Here is a 17,387-nt window from a genome sequence, read left to right as displayed (position 1 = left end):
CGATAATATACCTGTATAAATAAACAGTATATTACACAGGGGGCATTTATGCGTATTGAAGTCACCATAGCCAAAACTACCGTTCTGCCTGCCGGCGCGCTTGATGCGCTTGCAGGCGAATTATCCCGTCGTATTAACAACACCTTTCCCGAAAACGACGGTGCCGTAACGGTGCGTTACGCGGCCGCAAACAACCTCTCCGTCATTGGCGGCGCGAAAGAAGATAAAGCGCGTATCACCCAAATCCTGCAGGAAACGTGGGAAAGCGCCGACGACTGGTTCATCACAGATTAACACTGCTCCCTCATTGTGTTTTTTTGCCGGGTCGCCCCGGCTTTTTTTTCGCCTGAAAATCCAGAAAGTTCAAATTAATTCGGCAACTTCTTTAAAAATCGTGAACAACATGGTGTTTTATTGTTCGAACAATCCTAAAAAGCAGAAAAATGTGTTGCTAGCTGTTTATTTTTCCCTTAGGAACCCTTATTACTTGTATACTGAAGTTGCTTCAGAAAAACATGCATTGAACCTCGAAGTCGTTGTCTTCTAACACGCATTATGGGGGTTATAATGGAAAAGAATAGCGAAGTCATCCAGACCCACCCACTCGTTGGCTGGGATATCAGTACCGTAGACAGCTACGATGCACTGATGCTGCGTTTGCACTACCAGACCCCAAATCAGCTGAACCGTGAAGAAGCGGAAGTTGGACAGACGCTGTGGCTTACGACAGACGTCGCCCGTCAGTTTATTTCTATTTTGGAAGCAGGCATCGCAAAAATAGAATCTGGCGACTACCAGGAAAATGAGTATAAACGGCATTAGCGTTTAGCCCACTTTTCACTCTACAGGCACCCTCGGGGTGCCTTATTTATTTCTCCCTTGTATAAGCCCCCGATGTTAATTACTCTGCTAACAAAGCGTTAGTTTAAGAGATGCCCATGAAATATGATCTGATTATTATTGGTAGCGGCTCCGTTGGTTCTGCCGCCGGATATTATGCCACTCAGGCTGGCCTCAAGGTTCTGATGATAGATGCCCATCTTCCCCCTCATTCAGAGGGAAGCCATCATGGCGATACTCGCCTCATTCGTCATGCCTATGGTGAAGGCGAGCGCTATGTCCCGCTGGTACTTCGCGCGCAAGCGCTCTGGGACGAACTGGCTAAACAGACTGAGGAACGCATTTTCGAACGCACGGGCATCATTAACCTTGGTCCTGCCCGCTCTGATTTTCTCGCCAGCGTCGAACGCAGCGCGAAGACATTTAACCTGGACGTTGAGAAGCTCGACGCGGCGGGGATCATGTCACGCTGGCCGGAAATCACCGTCCCGGACGATTATGTTGGTCTCTTTGAAGCCCATTCTGGGGTGTTGCATTGCGAAACAGCAATAAAAACCTGGATAGCGCTGGCCGCGAAAGCAGGCTGCGCCCAGCTTTTCAATTGCCCGGTCGAGGCCATTAAACATGATGCTGACGGTGTCACGGTGACAACCCTGGACGGAGAGTACACGGCCTCCCGATTGCTCATCAGTGCCGGTACCTGGGTAACCCGTCTGCTGCCAGACCTGCCCGTACAGCCGGTGCGCAAGGTCTTCTCCTGGTTCCAGTCTGATGGCCGTTACAGTACGCAGAATAAATTCCCGGCGTTCACCGGCGAGTTACCCAACGGCGATCAGTTCTACGGCTTCCCTTCGGATAAAGACGCGCTCAAAATCGGGAAACACAATGGAGGACAAATTATCTCCTCTCCTGAAGAACGTAAACCGTTTGGCGCCTACCCACAGGATGGCTCTGAAGCTTTCTCGTTCCTGCGAAATATTCTGCCGGGCGTCGGTGGCTTACTCTATGGCGCGGCATGTACCTACGACAACACGCCGGACGAAGACTTTATTATCGATACGCTGCCCGGGCATGAGAACACATTGCTCATCACCGGTCTGAGCGGTCATGGCTTTAAGTACGCGTCGGTGCTGGGTGAAATTGCCGCGCAGTTTGCCCAGGGTATTACACCGCAGTTTGATCTGACGCCCTTCTCTCTTTCACGTTTTAACGGATAATCCACCACGGGCTTCGGACGTTCCGGAGCCCGTCTTTTTGTTACGGTTTGCGGGGCGCTATGCGCAAAGTTGTGGGTTTTCTCATCAATAATATTCGTGAGCATTTGATGCTCTATATCTTATTGTGGGCGCTGCTGGCCATCATTGATTTTATTTACATTGTATTTTACTGAAAGCCTGCCTGACATTTATTGACATTACTTTATATTTACTTAAGTTAGAACAATTCCTCAATTAGCCCTTTGTTAAATCTTGCACGAAGACATTGAATTACCTTTGCGGATCATTTTCAAAACCGCTGAAATAAATAAAATAAAAATCAATATCGACTTATTTCAGTTGCAATATCATTCCTTCCCGTTCATTTTTACTGCTCTGTTTATTTGATAATGGTAATCCTGATGCAATTGCGTAACACCTCCCGGCGCTATGGAATAATATCCATAAGCTTGCACTGGATATTTGCTATTGCGGTCTATGCCATGTTCGGACTTGGCCTCTGGATGGTGACGCTCAGCTATTACGATGGCTGGTATCACCAGGCCCCGGAGCTGCATAAGAGCATCGGCGTGCTGCTGATGATGGGGCTGGTTATTCGCGTGATCTGGCGACACATTTCACCGCCGCCTGCCGCGCCAAAGACCCACAGTAAATTTACCCGTATCAGCGCTGTTGCCGCGCATATTACGCTTTATGCGCTGCTCTTCGCTCTTCTGATCAGCGGCTATCTCATCTCGACAGCAGAGGGTAAACCGATAAGCGTTTTTGGCATTTTTGATGTCCCGGCAACGCTTGCCGATGCGGGATCACAGGCCGATATTGCCGGGGTGATTCACCTCTGGCTGGCATGGAGCGTGGTTATCCTGTCCGTGCTGCACGGGCTTGCCGCCCTTAAACATCATTTCATCGATAAAGACGATACGCTAAAGCGCATGCTTGGCCGCTCGTCAGTTGACTCTGGAGCTTAAAATGAAAAAACACCTGCTGGGTATCGCACTGGGTTCTCTGTTATTTACCACCGGCTCAGCCGTTGCTGCTGACTATAAAATTGATAAAGAGGGCCAACATGCTTTCGTCAATTTCCGTATTCAGCATCTCGGGTATAGCTGGCTGTATGGCACCTTTAATGATTTTGACGGCACATTCAGCTTTGACGAAAAAAATCCTGCCGCCGATAAAGTCAACGTGACCATTAATACCAACAGCGTCGACACCAATCATGCAGAACGCGATAAACATTTGCGCAGTGCGGAATTCCTGAACGTGTCTAAATTCCCGCAGGCCACCTTCACCTCCACGGAAGTGAAAAAAGATGGCGATAAGCTGGATATTACCGGCAACCTGACGCTCAACGGCGTGACAAAACCGGTTACGCTGAATGCAAAATTAATGGGCCAGGGTGACGATCCGTGGGGGGGTAAACGTGCCGGATTTGAAGCCGCAGGTAAAATTCACCTGAAAGACTTTAATATTACTACCGATTTGGGCCCTGCTTCTCAGGATGTCGAACTGATTATTTCCGTTGAAGGCGTTCAGCAGAAGTCATAATAACGACGCCCGGCAGGCTTTCACGCTGCCGGGCATCAGCCTTATTCAGGGTCGGGAATACCCAGTTTGGTGTTCAGACGTCCACGGGATTTATTAAAAATCTTGTTACCATTTTCCCGTCCTGCACGACGACGGCGTTGCTCCTCTTCCGGCAGCATGCTCTCTTCACTGCACAGTTCGCTGCAGCATCCGTTAAATTTCTCGGCACAGGCCGGACACTGAATAAACAGCAAATGACATCCGTCATTTTTGCAGTTGGTATGGGTATCACACGGCGTACCGCACTGGTGACAGTGGGCAATCACATCCTCTGAAATACGCTCGCCCATTCGTTCGTCAAAGACAAAGTTCTTACCGATAAAACGCACCGGTAAACCCTGCTCACGGGCACGGCGGGCGTACTCAATAATGCCGCCTTCAATGTGCCAGACCTTATTAAACCCGTTGTGCTTCATCCAGGCGCTGGCCTTCTCACAGCGGATCCCGCCGGTGCAGTACATCACGATCTTTTTATCTTTATGTTCCTGCATCATCTCAACCGCTTTTGGCAGTTGCTCGCGGAAGGTATCAGCCGGAATTTCCATCGCGTTTTCGAAATGCCCCACTTCATACTCATAATGGTTACGCATATCGATGAACACCGCATCCGGATCGTCCAGCATCGCATTCACTTCCGCCGCTTTCAGGTATTCCCCGACATCAGCGGCGTTAAACGCCGGATCGTCAATACCATCCGCGACAATGCGTTCACGCACTTTCATGCGCAGTACCCAGAATGATTTACCGTCATCATCCAGGGCAATGTTCAGGCGTACACCGTTGAGAGCCGGATCGAACCCGTAAAGCAGGTCGCGGAAGGCGTTCACTTTGCTTTCCGGTACGCTGATCTGGGCATTGATGCCTTCACGGGCAAGATAGACGCGCCCGAAAACATTCAGCGTCGTGAAGGCCTGATAAAGCGCATCGCGGGTCGCTTGTGGATCGTTGATGGTGAAGTATTTGTAGAATGAGATTGTCGTGCGCGGTTCGGTTTCAGCCAACATACGCGCCTTTAACATCTCATTCGAAACGCGGTTGTGTAACACTGGCATGGTGTACAAGTCCTGCAATCGTTAGAGAGAATGAAAAATCGGTCGGCATCATATAGCAAACAATGACAATTTACATCCACACAATTTACGCTACATTTCACACACCCTAGTTAGTCAGACTTAACAATTGCTGCATTCGTACACGTTTCGAAGACAGACATTTTGGCTACGCCTCAAAAAATGAGACAATAGCTAAACAGGACGTTAGAACACAGGAAAGACATGACCCAGTTACCGAAATTTACTGTCGCCCTTTTGCATCCCCGCTATTGGTTGACCTGGCTTGGCATTGGTTTTTTATGGCTGATGGTCCAACTCCCTTACCCTGTGATTTTCCGTGTGGGCAAATGTGTGGGCCGTATTGGTCAAAAATTCATGAAACGCCGCGCCAGGATTGCCTACCGCAACCTTGAGCTGTGCTTCCCGCAGATGAGCGAGGCGGAACGTCATGAGATGGTGACCAGGAATTTCGAATCCGTTGGCATGGGGCTGATGGAAACCGGTATGGCGTGGTTCTGGCCAGACAAACGGATGGCCCGCTGGAGTGAAGTCACCGGGACGGGTATGGAGCCTGTGCATACGCTTCAGGCCAATAAGACAGGCGTACTGCTGATTGGCGTGCATTTTCTGACGCTGGAGATCGGTGCGCGTATGTTTGGCATGCAGGCACCCGGTATTGGTGTTTATCGCCCTAACGATAACCCGGTGATCGATTTAATCCAGACCAATGGTCGTATGCGCTCCAACAAAAGTATGATCGACCGTAAAGACCTGAAGGGGATGATCCGCGCGCTGAAATCAGGTGAAGTGATCTGGTATGCCCCTGACCACGATTATGGCCCACAATCCAGCGTATTTGTCCCGTTCTTCGCCGTTGAAGAGGCGGCCACAACCACCGGTACCTGGATGCTGGCGAAAATGTCCAAAGCCGCGATCGTCCCGTTTGTCCCGCGTCGCAAGCCGGATGGCTCAGGCTACGAGTTAATGATGCTCGAGCCGGAACTCGCGCCGCCGCTGGACGATGCGGAAACGACCGCTCGCTGGATGAACAGAGTGGTTGAGAAATGCATCATGCTCGCGCCGGAGCAGTATATGTGGCTCCATCGTCGCTTCAAAACGCGGCCAGAGGGTATGCCGTCGCGCTATTAATTTTCCGTGCGGCCATCAGGGCCGCACGCTCATTTAGCTTTAAAAGCTCCTCCGCATTGCAGCGATCATAACCCAGGCGCATACTTAGCAGGCTTATTACTTCAGGCCTATGGTGCTTTGCACCTCATTATGCGGATTGTTATGTCACCCTCAGATGCCCCCATAAACTGGAAGCGTAACCTCACGGTTGCGTGGCTTGGCTGTTTTCTCACCGGTGCGGCGTTTAGCCTGGTGATGCCCTTCCTGCCGCTTTACGTTGAACAACTTGGCGTCACCGGTCACAGTGCGCTCAATATGTGGTCTGGCCTGGTCTTCAGTATCACCTTTCTCTTTTCCGCGATTGCTTCGCCCTTCTGGGGTGGCCTTGCCGATCGCAAAGGACGAAAGATCATGCTGCTGCGTTCAGCACTAGGGATGGCCATCATCATGGCGCTGATGGGCCTTGCGCAGAACGTCTGGCAATTTCTGATTTTGCGCGCGTTACTGGGCCTGCTGGGGGGCTTTATTCCTAACGCAAATGCGCTCATCGCCACCCAAATTCCGCGACACAAAAGCGGCTGGGCGCTCGGAACGCTCTCCACCGGAGGCGTGAGCGGCGCATTGCTGGGACCGCTGGCAGGCGGGCTGCTGGCGGATAACTACGGCCTGCGTCCGGTCTTTTTCATTACTGCCAGCGTCCTTTTTCTCTGCTTTATCGTCACGCTGCTCTGTATCCGTGAACGTTTCACCCCGGTCACTCGAAAAGAGATGCTCCACGCACGGGATGTGCTGACCTCGCTTAAAAACCCCAGGCTGGTGCTAAGCCTGTTCGTAACGACCCTGATTATTCAGGTAGCAACCGGGTCGATTGCCCCTATTCTGACGCTCTACGTTCGCGATCTGGCCGGTGACGTCAGTAATATTGCGTTTATCAGCGGGCTTATCGCGTCGGTGCCCGGCGTGGCGGCGCTGCTCAGCGCCCCGAGGCTGGGAAAACTGGGGGACCGCGTGGGCCCGGAAAAAATCCTGATATGCGCCCTGGTGATTTCCGTTCTGCTCCTTATTCCGATGTCGATGGTACAAGCACCGTGGCAGCTTGGCCTGCTGCGCTTCTTACTGGGAGCGGCAGACGGCGCGTTACTGCCTGCGGTTCAGACCCTGCTGGTTTACAACTCAACGAACCAGATAGCCGGCCGCATTTTTAGCTATAACCAGTCATTTCGCGATATCGGCAACGTCACCGGACCGCTTGTCGGAGCCGGGATTTCCGCCAGTTTTGGTTTCCGCGCCGTGTTTATCGTCACCGCGGGCGTGGTGTTGTTTAATGCGGTTTATTCGTGGTTCAGTTTATCGAGGGCTTTACGACCGGTCGTTAATAAGACGAACGCGTGACAGCTTATTTTTGCATTCATACTTGCAGAACCCGATATTCAGCTATTCTTTCCCTGAAACCTTCAGGAAAACAGGGAGACACCAATGACCATGTACGCCACACTGGAAGAAGCTATTGATGCCGCTCGTGAAGAGTTCCTCGCCGATAATCCTGGCGTTGAGGAAGAAAATGCTGACGTGCAACAACTTAATATCCAGAAATACGTTCTGCAGGACGGGGATATTATGTGGCAGGCCGAATTCTTTGCTGATGATGGCGAGGAAGGAGAATGTTTGCCGGTCCTGAGCGGAGAAGGTGCGCAGGCCGTCTTTGATGGCGACTATGACGAAATCGAACTACGGCAGGAATGGCTTGAAGAAAACACCCTGCACGAGTGGGATGAGGGCGAATTTCAGCTCGAGCCACCGCTGGATACGGAAGAAGGACAGACCGCAGCCGATGAGTGGGATGAGCGTTAATTTCCCCTATTCATAAGGGCCGTGCTGAGCGTCGATCGGCAACAATAGCGTATCGAATACCAGTGAAAACGGTAAATCGAGCACGGTGAGATAGCGCCACGCTGAGTCACGTACATCCCATTTTACCCCGGGGTAGTACTGATTACCGTGGCCTTGCCCTGGAATGGTGCGGCTGATGATGCTGCCACAGCCGCTGAGTAAACACGCCATCATCACGGCGAGGATTATTTTCATCAATGACCTCTAAAAAAATACCGGCTTTTCAGCCGGTATTTTATTTGCCGGGTAGCGTAACGCCGCCGGGCACAGAAGGCTTACTTCGCCTTCAGCGCGAGTGGATTAATTTTAATCTCTTTATAGTGGCTGACCCACGAAGAGTATTTTTCCGGCGCAGACCACACACGGTAGTGAAGGCGTGCCATCGTAACCGGATCGCTCAATAGCACCAGACGACGGTCGCGGTTGAGTTTTTCCGGCGTATCGTTCAGCGCCTGCTCAACGTGACGATCGCGGGCAATCTCCAGTACCTGGCTTGCACGGTGACGCGCTGTCGCCATGGCCGTCGCCAGAGCGTTAAATGACGGGTTAAACACCGCGTGCATAAAACCATCTTCCAACGAACGTTTGCGGTTCTGCTCAAGATACGTGTCGGTATCCACCAGCACCTGTGGCGGCGAATACTCTTCCGGGATCAGGAACAGTTTCCAGCGTTTGGTACGCAGCCCCACCGTTGAGCGGCTCGAAATCACTGACACAAACGGTGACAGGATCAGCGAGAAGACAATCGGTGCCAGCCAGAACAGGAAGCGCAGATCCAGCCAGGCCATACCTGCCGCCCATACCAGACCCAGCAGCAGCTGCGAGCCATGACGCATGAAGGCTTCCCCCCACGGCGTGGAGTCATCATCACGCTGCGGTGAATTCCAGACCACTTCCCAGCCGAGGAACGCGCTGACCACAAACACGGTATGGAACAGCATACGCACCGGCGCCAGCAGCACGGAGAACAGCACTTCCAGCAGAAGCGAGAGCGTCACGCGGCAGAAACCACCGTACTCTTTCGAGCCTTTGCACCAGATCAGAATGATACTGAGCAGCTTAGGCAGGAACAGCAGTACCATGGTGGAGGCAAACAGCGCAATCGCCAGCTCCGGACGCCACTGCGGCCACACCGGGAACAGCTGGCGCGGTTGCAGGAAGTATTGCGGTTCCGTCAGAGCATGCACCACCTGTAGCGCAGTAGAGAGCGCAAGGAACATAAACCACAGCGGTGCGGAGAGATAAGACATTACGCCAGTCAGGAACACAGCACGGTGAACCGGGTGCATCCCTTTTACGAGGAACAGGCGGAAGTTCATCAGGTTACCGTGACACCAGCGGCGGTCACGCTTGAGCTCATCCAGCAGGTTCGGCGGCAGCTCTTCGTAAGATCCCGGCAGGTCGTAGGCAATCCAGACGCCCCAGCCAGCACGACGCATCAACGCCGCTTCCACGAAGTCGTGCGACAGAATAGACCCCGCAAACGAACCTTCCCCCGGCAGCGGAGCCAGCGCACAGTGCTCAATGAACGGCTTCACGCGGATAATGGCGTTGTGACCCCAGTAGTGAGACTCACCCAGTTGCCAGAAGTGCAGACCAGCGGTAAAGAGCGGCCCGTAGACGCGGGTTGCAAACTGCTGGCAGCGCGCATAAAGCGTGTCCATACCGGACGCTTTTGGCGAAGACTGGATGATCCCCGCGTTCGGGTTGGCTTCCATCAGACGCACCAGACCGCTCAGGCAGTCGCCGCTCATTACGGAGTCAGCATCCAGCACGACCATGTAGCTGTACTGATTCCCCCAGCGACGGCAGAAGTCATCGATGTTTCCGCTTTTACGCTTCACGCGACGACGACGACGGCGGTAGAAGATCTGGCCTTCACCCTGCACTTCCGCGATCAGTTCCATCCAGGCTTTTTGCTCGGCAACGCAGATGTCCGGGTTGTAGCTGTCACTCAGGATATAGACGTCAAAATGCGCCGCGTTACCGGTTGCCTTTACGGACTCCCAGGTCGCACGCAGACCCGCAAATACGCGGTCAACGTCTTCGTTACAGATAGGCATGATCAGCGCCGTACGGTGCTCAGGATTAAGGGGTTCATCCCCGACCGTTGAGGCTGAAATGCTGTATTTGTCCCGCCCCATCAGCAGCTGCAGGAAGCCCATCAGCGCGGTCCAGAAACCGGCTGACACCCAGCAGAAGAGAACGGCAAACAGCAGAAGAATACCGCTCTGCAGGATATACGGCAGCAGCTGCATGAAGGAGACCCAGATATCCTGGCCCATCATGTCTGCAGGGTTGATAAGTGCCCAGCCCTGGTAAGGCAGAATGGTTTTCATGTACCAGGTAGCGACCACGGTCTGCGCCAGCGTCAGTAACAGCAGAATGTAACGACGAATGGTCCCCACGGTACGCCATTTCTGTTCGGAGGCCTGCTCTTCTTTCGTCAGGCGCGACAGATAGCGCGGCGTAACATCACGCCCACGCAGGCGATCCCAGAAGCGGCCAACCGGGTTGGTGCGCCACGGGTCAGGGAACATTGAAGAACGCGTGGCTTTCGGCATTGCCTGAAGCTGATCGCGTCCTTCATCGTCTTTAATCAACTGCCCTTCTGCCAGCGAGTCTGGCCATGCCTGCGCCAGACGCGCCTTTACTGACCCCAGCGGCGTATCATCGTCACGGGAAAACGGACGATGTTCGCCATCCAGCGCGGTATGCACCGCGCGGATGTCGCTTTTAGGCAGCGCCGCTTTTTCAATGTCCGTCAGCGGCATGGCATCAATATATTCAGATGTATTATTCATTGGCAGGTAGCTGATAGCTCCAGGTTTCACTCAGCGGCTGATCGTTACTGACCAGCGCAGCACGCATTTCAGTGGTCTGTTTCGGATCTTTCACTTTCACGCGCAGCGTCAGACGCCAGCCTTTCGTTACCGGGTTATAGCGTACGGTGTTCTCAACGATTTCACCGTTATCACCGATGCTGGCCTGAGCGGCAACGGCGGTATCCGGGGACAGTTTTTTCATATCCTGACCCGCGAAGTCCACAACAAAGGCCACGGTGCCATCAGGCTGACGGATCAGGTTAGACTGCTTCACATCACCCGTAGAACGGCGAGTCTGCATGACGTACGCGTTATCCGGCGCATGCAGTTTGTCTTCGTCGCGGCTAAAGGTAATGGTGTATTTGAAGTTCATCTCTTTACCGGCTTCCGGCAGCTGATCCGGCGTCCAGTAAGCAACGATGTTATCGTTGGTTTCGTCATTGGTTGGAATTTCAACCAGCTCAACCTTACCTTTACCCCAGTCACCTTTCGGCGTGACCCAGGCGCTTGGGCGCAGGTCATAGCGGTCATCCAGATCTTCAAATCGGGAGAACTGACGGCCACGCTGCAGGAGGCCGAAACCTTGCGGGTTTTCCATCGCAAAACTGCTAACAGCCAGATGTTTCGGGTTATTCAGCGGACGCCAGATCCACTCACCATTACCTGCATGAATAGAAAGACCGTTGGAATCGTGCAGTTCCGGGCGGAAGTTCGTCGCCGGTGACGGCTGATTCGGCCCAAACAGGAACATACTGGTCAGCGGTGCAACGCCCAGTTTGCCGACTTTATCGCGCAGGTAAACTTTGGACTGCACGTCAACGACCGTGTCACGGCCAGGCATAATCACAAAGCGATAAGCACCGGTCGCACGCGGGGAATCCAGCAGTGCATAAATAGTCAGGCGTTTGTCGGTTGGTTTTGGACGTTCAATCCAGAACTCGCGGAAACGCGGGAACTCTTCACCTGATGGCAGCGCGGTATCAATGGCGAGGCCACGCGCAGAAAGCCCGTACACCTGCCCTGCCCCGATCACGCGGAAGTAGCTGGCACCGAGCATGCTGACGATTTCGTCGTTTTTATCTTTGCTGTTGATCGGGTAAAGCACCTTGAAGCCAGCGAAGCCCAGGTCTTTAACCGTATCTTTATCGTGCTGAACATTGCCAAAATTGAAGTAATCCGGGCTGTACTTGATTTTACGTACCGCGGTCGCCGTCACTTCATTAATGGCAACAGGCGTGTCGAAGTACATTCCCTGATGATAAAACTCAAGCTTGAACGGGGTTTTAATGTTGTTCCAGTACGCTTTGTCATGGTTGAACTGGATCTGCTGATAGTCCGCATACTTCATGTCGCGGAAAACGGAGGGCAAGTTACTTTTTGGCGCTTCGTAGCTCTTGCCTGCCATCGATTTTGCCTGTTTTGCGACATCGTCGATGTTAAAGGCCAGTGCCGATGAGGTATACAGAGATAACACCACTGCAGCACCCAACCAACGCATTTTCATCATCTGTGGTTTATGTTTCATAATAAGTAAGCACTTCCCCCTTTGTGTGCTTATATCGATCCGATCCATTTTAATGGAAACTCAGGCAATCCGACAACATTATCACTGCTTTGTTCAGCTCGCTGGCTCATGGATTAAGCAAATGAAAGAACCCGCTTTTCACTTTGCGTGCTTATCCTGGAGACAGGGTGTCGGTCTTGGTGTAGGGTTGGCTTCGAATGTAACCATTATGAGTCTTAGGGATAAGGCGAAAAGTCTGAGAATGCACAAAGTTATATGAGCTCAACACCTGTAGAACGTGAATATTTCCTCGACTCGATCCGGGCATGGCTGATGCTGTTGGGGATCCCCTTTCACATTTCACTGATTTACTCCAGCCACACCTGGCATGTGAATAGCCAGATGCCTTCCTGGTGGCTCACGCTGTTTAATGACTTTATCCATGCCTTTCGTATGCAGGTGTTTTTTGTCATATCCGGCTATTTCTCCTACATGCTGTTCTTACGCTACCCGGTAAAACGCTGGTGGAAAGTGCGCGTGGAGCGTGTGGGCATTCCGATGTTGACCGCCATTCCCCTGCTGACGTTGCCGCAGTTTATTATGTTGCAGTACGTCAAAGGCAAAGCGGAGAACTGGCCAAATCTGACGCTGTATGAAAAGTACAATACCCTGGTCTGGGAACTGGTGTCTCACCTGTGGTTCCTGCTGGTCCTGGTGGTGCTCACCACGGTCAGTCTGGTCATTTTCAGCCGCCTGCGCCATCGCCTGAGTACCCAGGCCGATACCTTCTTCGCCAATATTACGCTGGGTAAACTGTCTCTGCTCTTTTTGCTGCTGGGTATCGCCTATGCGGCCGTGAGACGCACGCTATTTATCGTGTATCCGCCGATACTGAGTGACGGGCTGTTCAATTTCGTCGTGATGCAGTCGCTGTTTTACATCCCCTTCTTTTTAGCCGGTGCGCTGGCATTTATTCATCCCAAACTTAAATCGCTGTTTACCACCCCGTCGCCATGGTGCGCCCTGGGTGCCGCTATCGCGTTTGCGGCCTATCTGTTAAATCAGCGCTATGGCAGCGGCGATGGCTGGATGTATGAAACAGAAAGCGTGATCACCATGCTGCTGGGTCTGTGGATGGTGAATGTGGTCTTCGCGCTGGGACACCGCTTGCTGAACTTTAAGTCCAGCCGCGTGACCTACTTCGTCAATGCTTCACTGTTTATTTACCTGGTGCACCACCCGCTGACGCTGTTCTTCGGCGCTTATATCACGCCACATATTGCGTCCAACACGCTGGGTTTCTTTACCGGACTGGTCTTTGTGATTGGGATTGCCATCGTGCTTTATGAAATCCATCTGCGGATCCCGCTCCTGCGTTTCCTCTTTTCAGGAAAACCACAGGCTAAAGCCTCATAAACAAACGCGGCGCACTCAGTGCGCCGCGTTTGTTTTAGCTCTCTACGTCCTGTCCACGCTGCGTGAGAAGCCGCTGATAAAGGTGTGTGGTTTCTTCGTCGAAACAGACAAAAATCACCTTCTCAGGCATCGGCTTGAGGGAGAGGTATCGGTAAACGGTCTCTACCGCGATCGTGGCAGCGGCAGGTTTTGGATATCCATATACCCCAGTGCTGATAGCCGGAAAAGCCATCGTCTTATAGCCGTTATCCGCTGCCAGGCGCAGGCAGTTGCGGTACGCCTCCTCCAGAATACTCGCCTCATGCCGATCGCCGCCATGCCATACAGGCCCCACAGCGTGAATCACCGCTTTGGCAGGAAGATCTCCCGCGAGGGTAATCACCGCATGACCCGGAGGACATTCACCCTGCTGCTGACGCACAGCTTTACAGGCCTCAAGGAGCTGCGGTCCTGCAGCCCGGTGGATTGCGCCGTCAACACCGCCCCCGCCCATCAGTGATGGATTGGCCGCATTAACGATCACGTCGACGTGCATCGTCGTAATATCGCCATGAATGACTTCAATTTGCGGTTTCATACGTACCCTCTGCTACCCGCCTTTTTCTTAAGTGTATCGCAGAGGAGGTATGGATAAAAAACTATCGGGGAAAAACCTCTTCCGCCGGGGAGCGGAAGAGCGAGAATTAACGATACTGAATTTGAACAACCGCGAGCGTTTTTTCGGGATTAAGGTACTTCATGCTGAGAGTTGCGAGGCTGGAATCGTTGACCTGACCGTTAAGTACATCTTCATAGCTGACTCTGCGCGTTTGCATCCGATTATTATCCGGGCATGTCATTGCAAACGCGTCATGATGCGGTGTGACCACGCAGGGGTCTGCGACAATAGCGCCGCGAAAATGAATCACACCACCGTCGACAATCGTGGCTGAAAAAGCGGGAGTAATAAATGCAGAGAGGATCAAACCTAAACCATAAACCCGTCGGGCTAAATATTTGGTCACTATATGTACTCCTCAATGAAAGTCGTCCTTGAGGGGTAAACGCGCTCCGCTAGGGCAAACGAAGCATCACGTTATGGAACAGCACTGCACAGTTCCTGATAACAGCATAGCTCAACCGCGCACGCCCGCCATATCCACAACATCTTGATTTCATAATCATTAGAGCGCACTTCCCGCCGGGGACCATTGCTGTGATAAATGAAGCGATTTCCCGTCAGAGACGGTGACAGTAATGTTCACCTTGTCTCCGGAATCTATATTTAAACTCAGCCGCATTAAATCAATCGTCTGATTAGCGGGAATAAAAAGTGTGTTTTGTTGCCGTGAAGAACTTTGCCCCCCCAGCCCCTGTCGCAAAGAGACAATCTGCACCTGACATTCACACGGTTCCGTCAGAATAACCTGCGGAATAATGGTGGTCATATTTCCCTGTTGCGACGTTTTAAACGTGATCTGACTGGAAAGCGCCGCGAGGAGAATTAAGGTATTCATGATGAACTCCCGAAAAAAAAACAGGGCAAATGCCCTGTTTTTTGTAGCACAGACTGGAAATTAATACTGATGTGCAGTCGCGTGGTTGCCAAAACCAACCTGCTGAACAGTCACAGTGGATCCGGATGCGGTTTGATCAACAGCAGCACCGTTGCCACCACCGTACTGGCTAACGTTCATCACCGAGTGGTTACCATTCCACTGGTCAAGCGTTGCGCTGTTACCGAAACCATTCTGAGTCAGACTAATTGAGCTGTCATCAGAGCCCTGACCAACGTCAGCACCGTTACCGCCGCCACTTTGATTAATGGTCAGTGTGGAATTTCTCGCACTGGTTTGCAAAGCGAGAGCCGAGTTACCGCCACCGTACTGGTAAATGCTCAGCGTTGAATTTGGACCACTGTCATGACCACCGTGGCCATGCCCGTTACCCCAACCGCCTTGATTAATACTACCGGCCATAGCACTACCAGAAACTACGATTGCTGCAATTGCTGCCACTTTGATAAATTTCATGGTAAACCCCCATCGGATTGATTAAAGTCGCCGCTAAATAACTAACGCTGAATAACGCGAATCGCCATTTGCGACTGTCTCTGCACTACAACTGCGGTTTTCTGCGTACCGTACTGCGTAATATTTGCTCTATTACCCGACCCTTTTTGGATAATTTTCGCACTATTACCATATCCATCTTGCGTAATACCTGCATCATTCGCGCTACCGCTCTGATCGATCCAGGCAATATTATAAGTCCCTGATTGATCAACTCTCGCTCTGTTGCCTGCTCCATCCTGAGAAACAATGGACAATAATTTTGACCCGTCCTGGCGAACCTGAGCATCATTTAACATGCCCTGCTGACCAATAATGGCTGCCTGATTTAATGATGAACGACTTAATTCATTAACCGTGAAGTTATATTCAGCGTTAGCCAAATCTGAATCAGCCGCGATTACAAATCCAGGCGCACCCAGTAATGTAAACATCATAAATAACGATGTATTTTTCATGTTGTCACCCTGGACCTGGCTATTTGATAACGCCATAACCTTGTTACTGTGACTTCGTGTTAGAACGACTCGTAATTTGTTAACGCGTCGTTACGGTGATGAGTATGTCTGCCGAAACATTTTAAATATCTCACCCGCGTGGCTTATTTTTATTTATCACGTCACCTCAAAGTAGTAATTCCATGCAAAAAAACGTTATAGACCGGGGTTCTTATTTTTCTATTAAGCCTTTCTTAATAATCGATTGTGCAGCGGGACGAGAGGAGTAAAGCCCCCATGCAACGGACGCTAAACGAAACGCCAGGAGGACATTTTACACAACACGTGACACGAGACCTGTTTTCTTAAGACGCAGCATCGTTCATTCCAGGACTTAGAAAATCTCTGTGACTCATACCTCTTTACGGGAAGAAATAAATAATTAATATTAATAAAAATCAAACAATTATAAATATTTGTATGATTTTTAAAATCTGTGCAGGGTTATTTACATGTACAACTTTCTTATCATTCCACAACATTTAAAAGAGTCCATTTTCACAAATTAATATTGATTTTTACATCCTGTTACACGTTTAACACTTGCTTTAAAGTTAGTAATAGCTAGATTGAAATCAGATGTACGAAATTTGTTTTATATTTACCTCCTGCTGGAGGTTATGGTTTTTTTCTTCACACAGCAGTGCAACATCTGTCAGTACTTCTGGGGTCCTCTTTTTTATCTGGAGGACCGCTGTCAGGTGTCATAAAAAAGTGGGGTTTCATCATGTATAATGAAGTCCAAAGTTTACATGGTCATACGTTACTGTTGATCACAAAACCTTCGTTGCAAGCGACCGCTTTATTACAACATTTAAAGCAATCGCTGTCTCTGCACGGGAAATTACATAATATTCAACGTTCTTTTGATGATATTGCACCTGGCAGTATCATTCTGATTGATATGATGGAAGCGGATAAAAAGCTTATCCATTACTGGCAAGATAATTTAAGCAGGAAAAACAATAATATCCGCGTGTTATTATTGAATACTCCTGATGAGTATCCCTTCAGGGATATTGAAAGCTGGCCGCATATCAATGGTGTGTTCTATATCACGGAAGAAGAAGATCGGCTGGTCGAAGGTCTGCAGGGTATATTGCGCGGCGAGTGTTATTTTTCGCAAAAACTTGCCAGCTACCTCATCACGCACTCCGGAAATTACCGCTATAACAGTTCAGAGTCAGCGCTGCTAACGCACCGTGAGAAAGAGATCCTGAACAAATTGCGCATTGGTGCTTCAAATATTGAAATCGCCCGTTCGTTATTTATCAGCGAAAATACGGTAAAGACGCACCTTTATAATCTTTTCAAGAAGATAGCTGTTAAGAACCGAACTCAGGCTGTTTCATGGGCAAACGATAACCTCAGGCGTTAATC

The 17,387-nt window shown here is 51.0% G+C and carries 20 protein-coding genes; 11 read left to right on the top strand and 9 right to left on the bottom strand.

What is annotated here, in order from left to right; genetic code table 11:
* The first annotated feature begins 48 nt into the window (after nucleotides 1–48).
* The 6 genes from dinI to BH714_RS04340 all read left to right on the top strand — a co-directional run bounded on the left by dinI (nucleotide 49) and on the right by BH714_RS04340 (nucleotide 3,605).
* Nucleotides 49–294, top strand: coding sequence for a DNA damage-inducible protein I (gene dinI / locus BH714_RS04370; protein WP_040017132.1), 246 nt, complete (start codon nucleotides 49–51; stop codon nucleotides 292–294).
* A 273-nt stretch (nucleotides 295–567) separates the two neighbouring features.
* Nucleotides 568–822, top strand: coding sequence for a biofilm formation regulator BssS (bssS, locus tag BH714_RS04365; protein ID WP_008500827.1), 255 nt, complete (start codon nucleotides 568–570; stop codon nucleotides 820–822).
* A gap of 116 nt (nucleotides 823–938) precedes the next feature.
* Nucleotides 939–2,057, top strand: coding sequence for an N-methyl-L-tryptophan oxidase (gene solA / locus BH714_RS04360; protein WP_040017131.1), 1,119 nt, complete (start codon nucleotides 939–941; stop codon nucleotides 2,055–2,057).
* Between the two features lie 59 nt (nucleotides 2,058–2,116).
* The gene (locus tag BH714_RS04355) at nucleotides 2,117–2,230 is read left to right on the top strand and encodes a DUF2770 family protein (RefSeq protein ID WP_032670549.1); all 114 of its coding nucleotides are present in this window, start codon (nucleotides 2,117–2,119) and stop codon (nucleotides 2,228–2,230) included.
* A gap of 228 nt (nucleotides 2,231–2,458) precedes the next feature.
* Nucleotides 2,459–3,025 carry a cytochrome b gene (locus BH714_RS04345; protein ID WP_032670551.1) on the top strand — a complete coding sequence of 189 codons (567 nt, stop codon included), beginning with the start codon at nucleotides 2,459–2,461 and terminating at the stop codon, nucleotides 3,023–3,025.
* Between the two features lies 1 nt (nucleotide 3,026).
* Nucleotides 3,027–3,605, top strand: a complete 579-nt coding sequence (locus BH714_RS04340) for a YceI family protein (protein WP_020884691.1) — start codon at nucleotides 3,027–3,029, stop codon at nucleotides 3,603–3,605.
* 41 nt (nucleotides 3,606–3,646) lie between these two features.
* On the opposite strand, the gene trhO is transcribed toward BH714_RS04340, so the two are convergent.
* Complete coding sequence (trhO, locus tag BH714_RS04335) at nucleotides 3,647–4,696, bottom strand: oxygen-dependent tRNA uridine(34) hydroxylase TrhO (RefSeq protein WP_020884692.1); 1,050 nt, start codon at nucleotides 4,694–4,696, stop codon at nucleotides 3,647–3,649.
* Between the two features lie 222 nt (nucleotides 4,697–4,918).
* Here trhO and BH714_RS04330 point away from each other — a divergent pair, with 222 nt between their 5' ends.
* The 3 genes from BH714_RS04330 (at nucleotide 4,919) to BH714_RS04320 (ending at nucleotide 7,675) form a co-directional block, all read left to right on the top strand.
* A complete protein-coding gene (locus tag BH714_RS04330) occupies nucleotides 4,919–5,845 on the top strand; it encodes a Kdo(2)-lipid IV(A) acyltransferase (protein ID WP_014169534.1) in 927 nt (308 codons plus the stop codon).
* 141 nt (nucleotides 5,846–5,986) lie between these two features.
* On the top strand, nucleotides 5,987–7,216 hold the full coding sequence (mdtG, locus tag BH714_RS04325; RefSeq protein ID WP_040017130.1) for a multidrug efflux MFS transporter MdtG: 1,230 nt from the start codon (nucleotides 5,987–5,989) through the stop codon (nucleotides 7,214–7,216).
* Nucleotides 7,217–7,300: 84 nt separating this feature from the next.
* A complete protein-coding gene (locus BH714_RS04320; protein WP_020884694.1) occupies nucleotides 7,301–7,675 on the top strand; it encodes a MysB family protein in 375 nt (124 codons plus the stop codon).
* Nucleotides 7,676–7,681: 6 nt separating this feature from the next.
* Here the strand turns inward: BH714_RS04320 and BH714_RS04315 are convergent, their stop codons facing one another.
* The 3 genes from BH714_RS04315 to mdoG form a co-directional block, all read right to left on the bottom strand.
* Nucleotides 7,682–7,909 (bottom strand): YceK/YidQ family lipoprotein, encoded by a 228-nt coding sequence (locus tag BH714_RS04315; RefSeq protein ID WP_020884695.1) that lies wholly within the window; start codon nucleotides 7,907–7,909, stop codon nucleotides 7,682–7,684.
* Between the two features lie 80 nt (nucleotides 7,910–7,989).
* Complete coding sequence (mdoH, locus tag BH714_RS04310; RefSeq protein WP_020884696.1) at nucleotides 7,990–10,518, bottom strand: glucans biosynthesis glucosyltransferase MdoH; 2,529 nt, start codon at nucleotides 10,516–10,518, stop codon at nucleotides 7,990–7,992.
* Complete coding sequence (gene mdoG, locus BH714_RS04305) at nucleotides 10,511–12,064, bottom strand: glucans biosynthesis protein MdoG (protein WP_025204472.1); 1,554 nt, start codon at nucleotides 12,062–12,064, stop codon at nucleotides 10,511–10,513. Before mdoG ends, mdoH begins: the two co-directional genes overlap by 8 nt.
* 255 nt (nucleotides 12,065–12,319) lie before the next feature.
* On the opposite strand from mdoG, the gene mdoC reads away from it, so the two are divergent.
* Nucleotides 12,320–13,459: a glucans biosynthesis protein MdoC gene (mdoC, locus tag BH714_RS04300; protein ID WP_014169528.1), complete on the top strand. Its 1,140-nt coding sequence runs from the start codon at nucleotides 12,320–12,322 to the stop codon at nucleotides 13,457–13,459.
* 34 nt (nucleotides 13,460–13,493) lie between these two features.
* Here the strand turns inward: mdoC and ymdB are convergent, their stop codons facing one another.
* The 5 genes from ymdB to csgB all read right to left on the bottom strand — a co-directional run bounded on the left by ymdB (nucleotide 13,494) and on the right by csgB (nucleotide 15,968).
* A complete protein-coding gene (gene ymdB, locus BH714_RS04295; protein ID WP_014169527.1) occupies nucleotides 13,494–14,036 on the bottom strand; it encodes an O-acetyl-ADP-ribose deacetylase in 543 nt (180 codons plus the stop codon).
* 106 nt (nucleotides 14,037–14,142) lie between these two features.
* On the bottom strand, nucleotides 14,143–14,463 hold the full coding sequence (locus tag BH714_RS04290; protein WP_014169526.1) for a fimbrial protein: 321 nt from the start codon (nucleotides 14,461–14,463) through the stop codon (nucleotides 14,143–14,145).
* A gap of 159 nt (nucleotides 14,464–14,622) precedes the next feature.
* Complete coding sequence (gene csgC / locus BH714_RS04285; RefSeq protein WP_040017126.1) at nucleotides 14,623–14,955, bottom strand: curli assembly chaperone CsgC; 333 nt, start codon at nucleotides 14,953–14,955, stop codon at nucleotides 14,623–14,625.
* 60 nt (nucleotides 14,956–15,015) lie between these two features.
* Nucleotides 15,016–15,471, bottom strand: coding sequence for a curli major subunit CsgA (gene csgA, locus BH714_RS04280; RefSeq protein WP_014169524.1), 456 nt, complete (start codon nucleotides 15,469–15,471; stop codon nucleotides 15,016–15,018).
* Between the two features lie 41 nt (nucleotides 15,472–15,512).
* Nucleotides 15,513–15,968 (bottom strand): curli minor subunit CsgB, encoded by a 456-nt coding sequence (gene csgB, locus BH714_RS04275; RefSeq protein ID WP_020884698.1) that lies wholly within the window; start codon nucleotides 15,966–15,968, stop codon nucleotides 15,513–15,515.
* A 766-nt stretch (nucleotides 15,969–16,734) separates the two neighbouring features.
* Here csgB and csgD point away from each other — a divergent pair.
* Nucleotides 16,735–17,385, top strand: a complete 651-nt coding sequence (gene csgD, locus BH714_RS04270; protein ID WP_020884699.1) for a biofilm master transcriptional regulator CsgD — start codon at nucleotides 16,735–16,737, stop codon at nucleotides 17,383–17,385.
* Nucleotides 17,386–17,387: the final 2 nt, after the last annotated feature.

The organism is Enterobacter ludwigii (assembly GCF_001750725.1).
Classification (GTDB): Bacteria; Pseudomonadota; Gammaproteobacteria; order Enterobacterales; family Enterobacteriaceae; genus Enterobacter; species Enterobacter ludwigii.
The sequence above is the reverse complement of the archived record's forward strand: the minus strand, read 5'-3'. Positions and strand labels throughout refer to the sequence as shown.

What these genes read in the sequence shown, in the direction of transcription:
- dinI (WP_040017132.1), top strand. Translation starts at nt 49, where the DNA reads ATGCGTATTGAAGTCACCATAGCCAAAACTACCGTTCTGCCTGCCGGC.
- BH714_RS04330 (WP_014169534.1), top strand. Translation starts at nt 4,919, where the DNA reads ATGACCCAGTTACCGAAATTTACTGTCGCCCTTTTGCATCCCCGCTAT.
- csgB (WP_020884698.1), bottom strand. Translation starts at nt 15,968, where the DNA reads ATGAAAAATACATCGTTATTTATGATGTTTACATTACTGGGTGCGCCT.
- mdtG (WP_040017130.1), top strand. Translation starts at nt 5,987, where the DNA reads ATGTCACCCTCAGATGCCCCCATAAACTGGAAGCGTAACCTCACGGTT.
- BH714_RS04315 (WP_020884695.1), bottom strand. Translation starts at nt 7,909, where the DNA reads ATGAAAATAATCCTCGCCGTGATGATGGCGTGTTTACTCAGCGGCTGT.
- bssS (WP_008500827.1), top strand. Translation starts at nt 568, where the DNA reads ATGGAAAAGAATAGCGAAGTCATCCAGACCCACCCACTCGTTGGCTGG.
- trhO (WP_020884692.1), bottom strand. Translation starts at nt 4,696, where the DNA reads ATGCCAGTGTTACACAACCGCGTTTCGAATGAGATGTTAAAGGCGCGT.
- solA (WP_040017131.1), top strand. Translation starts at nt 939, where the DNA reads ATGAAATATGATCTGATTATTATTGGTAGCGGCTCCGTTGGTTCTGCC.
- ymdB (WP_014169527.1), bottom strand. Translation starts at nt 14,036, where the DNA reads ATGAAACCGCAAATTGAAGTCATTCATGGCGATATTACGACGATGCAC.
- mdoG (WP_025204472.1), bottom strand. Translation starts at nt 12,064, where the DNA reads ATGAAACATAAACCACAGATGATGAAAATGCGTTGGTTGGGTGCTGCA.
- csgA (WP_014169524.1), bottom strand. Translation starts at nt 15,471, where the DNA reads ATGAAATTTATCAAAGTGGCAGCAATTGCAGCAATCGTAGTTTCTGGT.
- mdoH (WP_020884696.1), bottom strand. Translation starts at nt 10,518, where the DNA reads ATGAATAATACATCTGAATATATTGATGCCATGCCGCTGACGGACATT.
- BH714_RS04320 (WP_020884694.1), top strand. Translation starts at nt 7,301, where the DNA reads ATGACCATGTACGCCACACTGGAAGAAGCTATTGATGCCGCTCGTGAA.
- BH714_RS04340 (WP_020884691.1), top strand. Translation starts at nt 3,027, where the DNA reads ATGAAAAAACACCTGCTGGGTATCGCACTGGGTTCTCTGTTATTTACC.
- BH714_RS04355 (WP_032670549.1), top strand. Translation starts at nt 2,117, where the DNA reads ATGCGCAAAGTTGTGGGTTTTCTCATCAATAATATTCGTGAGCATTTG.
- mdoC (WP_014169528.1), top strand. Translation starts at nt 12,320, where the DNA reads ATGAGCTCAACACCTGTAGAACGTGAATATTTCCTCGACTCGATCCGG.
- BH714_RS04345 (WP_032670551.1), top strand. Translation starts at nt 2,459, where the DNA reads ATGCAATTGCGTAACACCTCCCGGCGCTATGGAATAATATCCATAAGC.
- csgD (WP_020884699.1), top strand. Translation starts at nt 16,735, where the DNA reads ATGTATAATGAAGTCCAAAGTTTACATGGTCATACGTTACTGTTGATC.
- csgC (WP_040017126.1), bottom strand. Translation starts at nt 14,955, where the DNA reads ATGAATACCTTAATTCTCCTCGCGGCGCTTTCCAGTCAGATCACGTTT.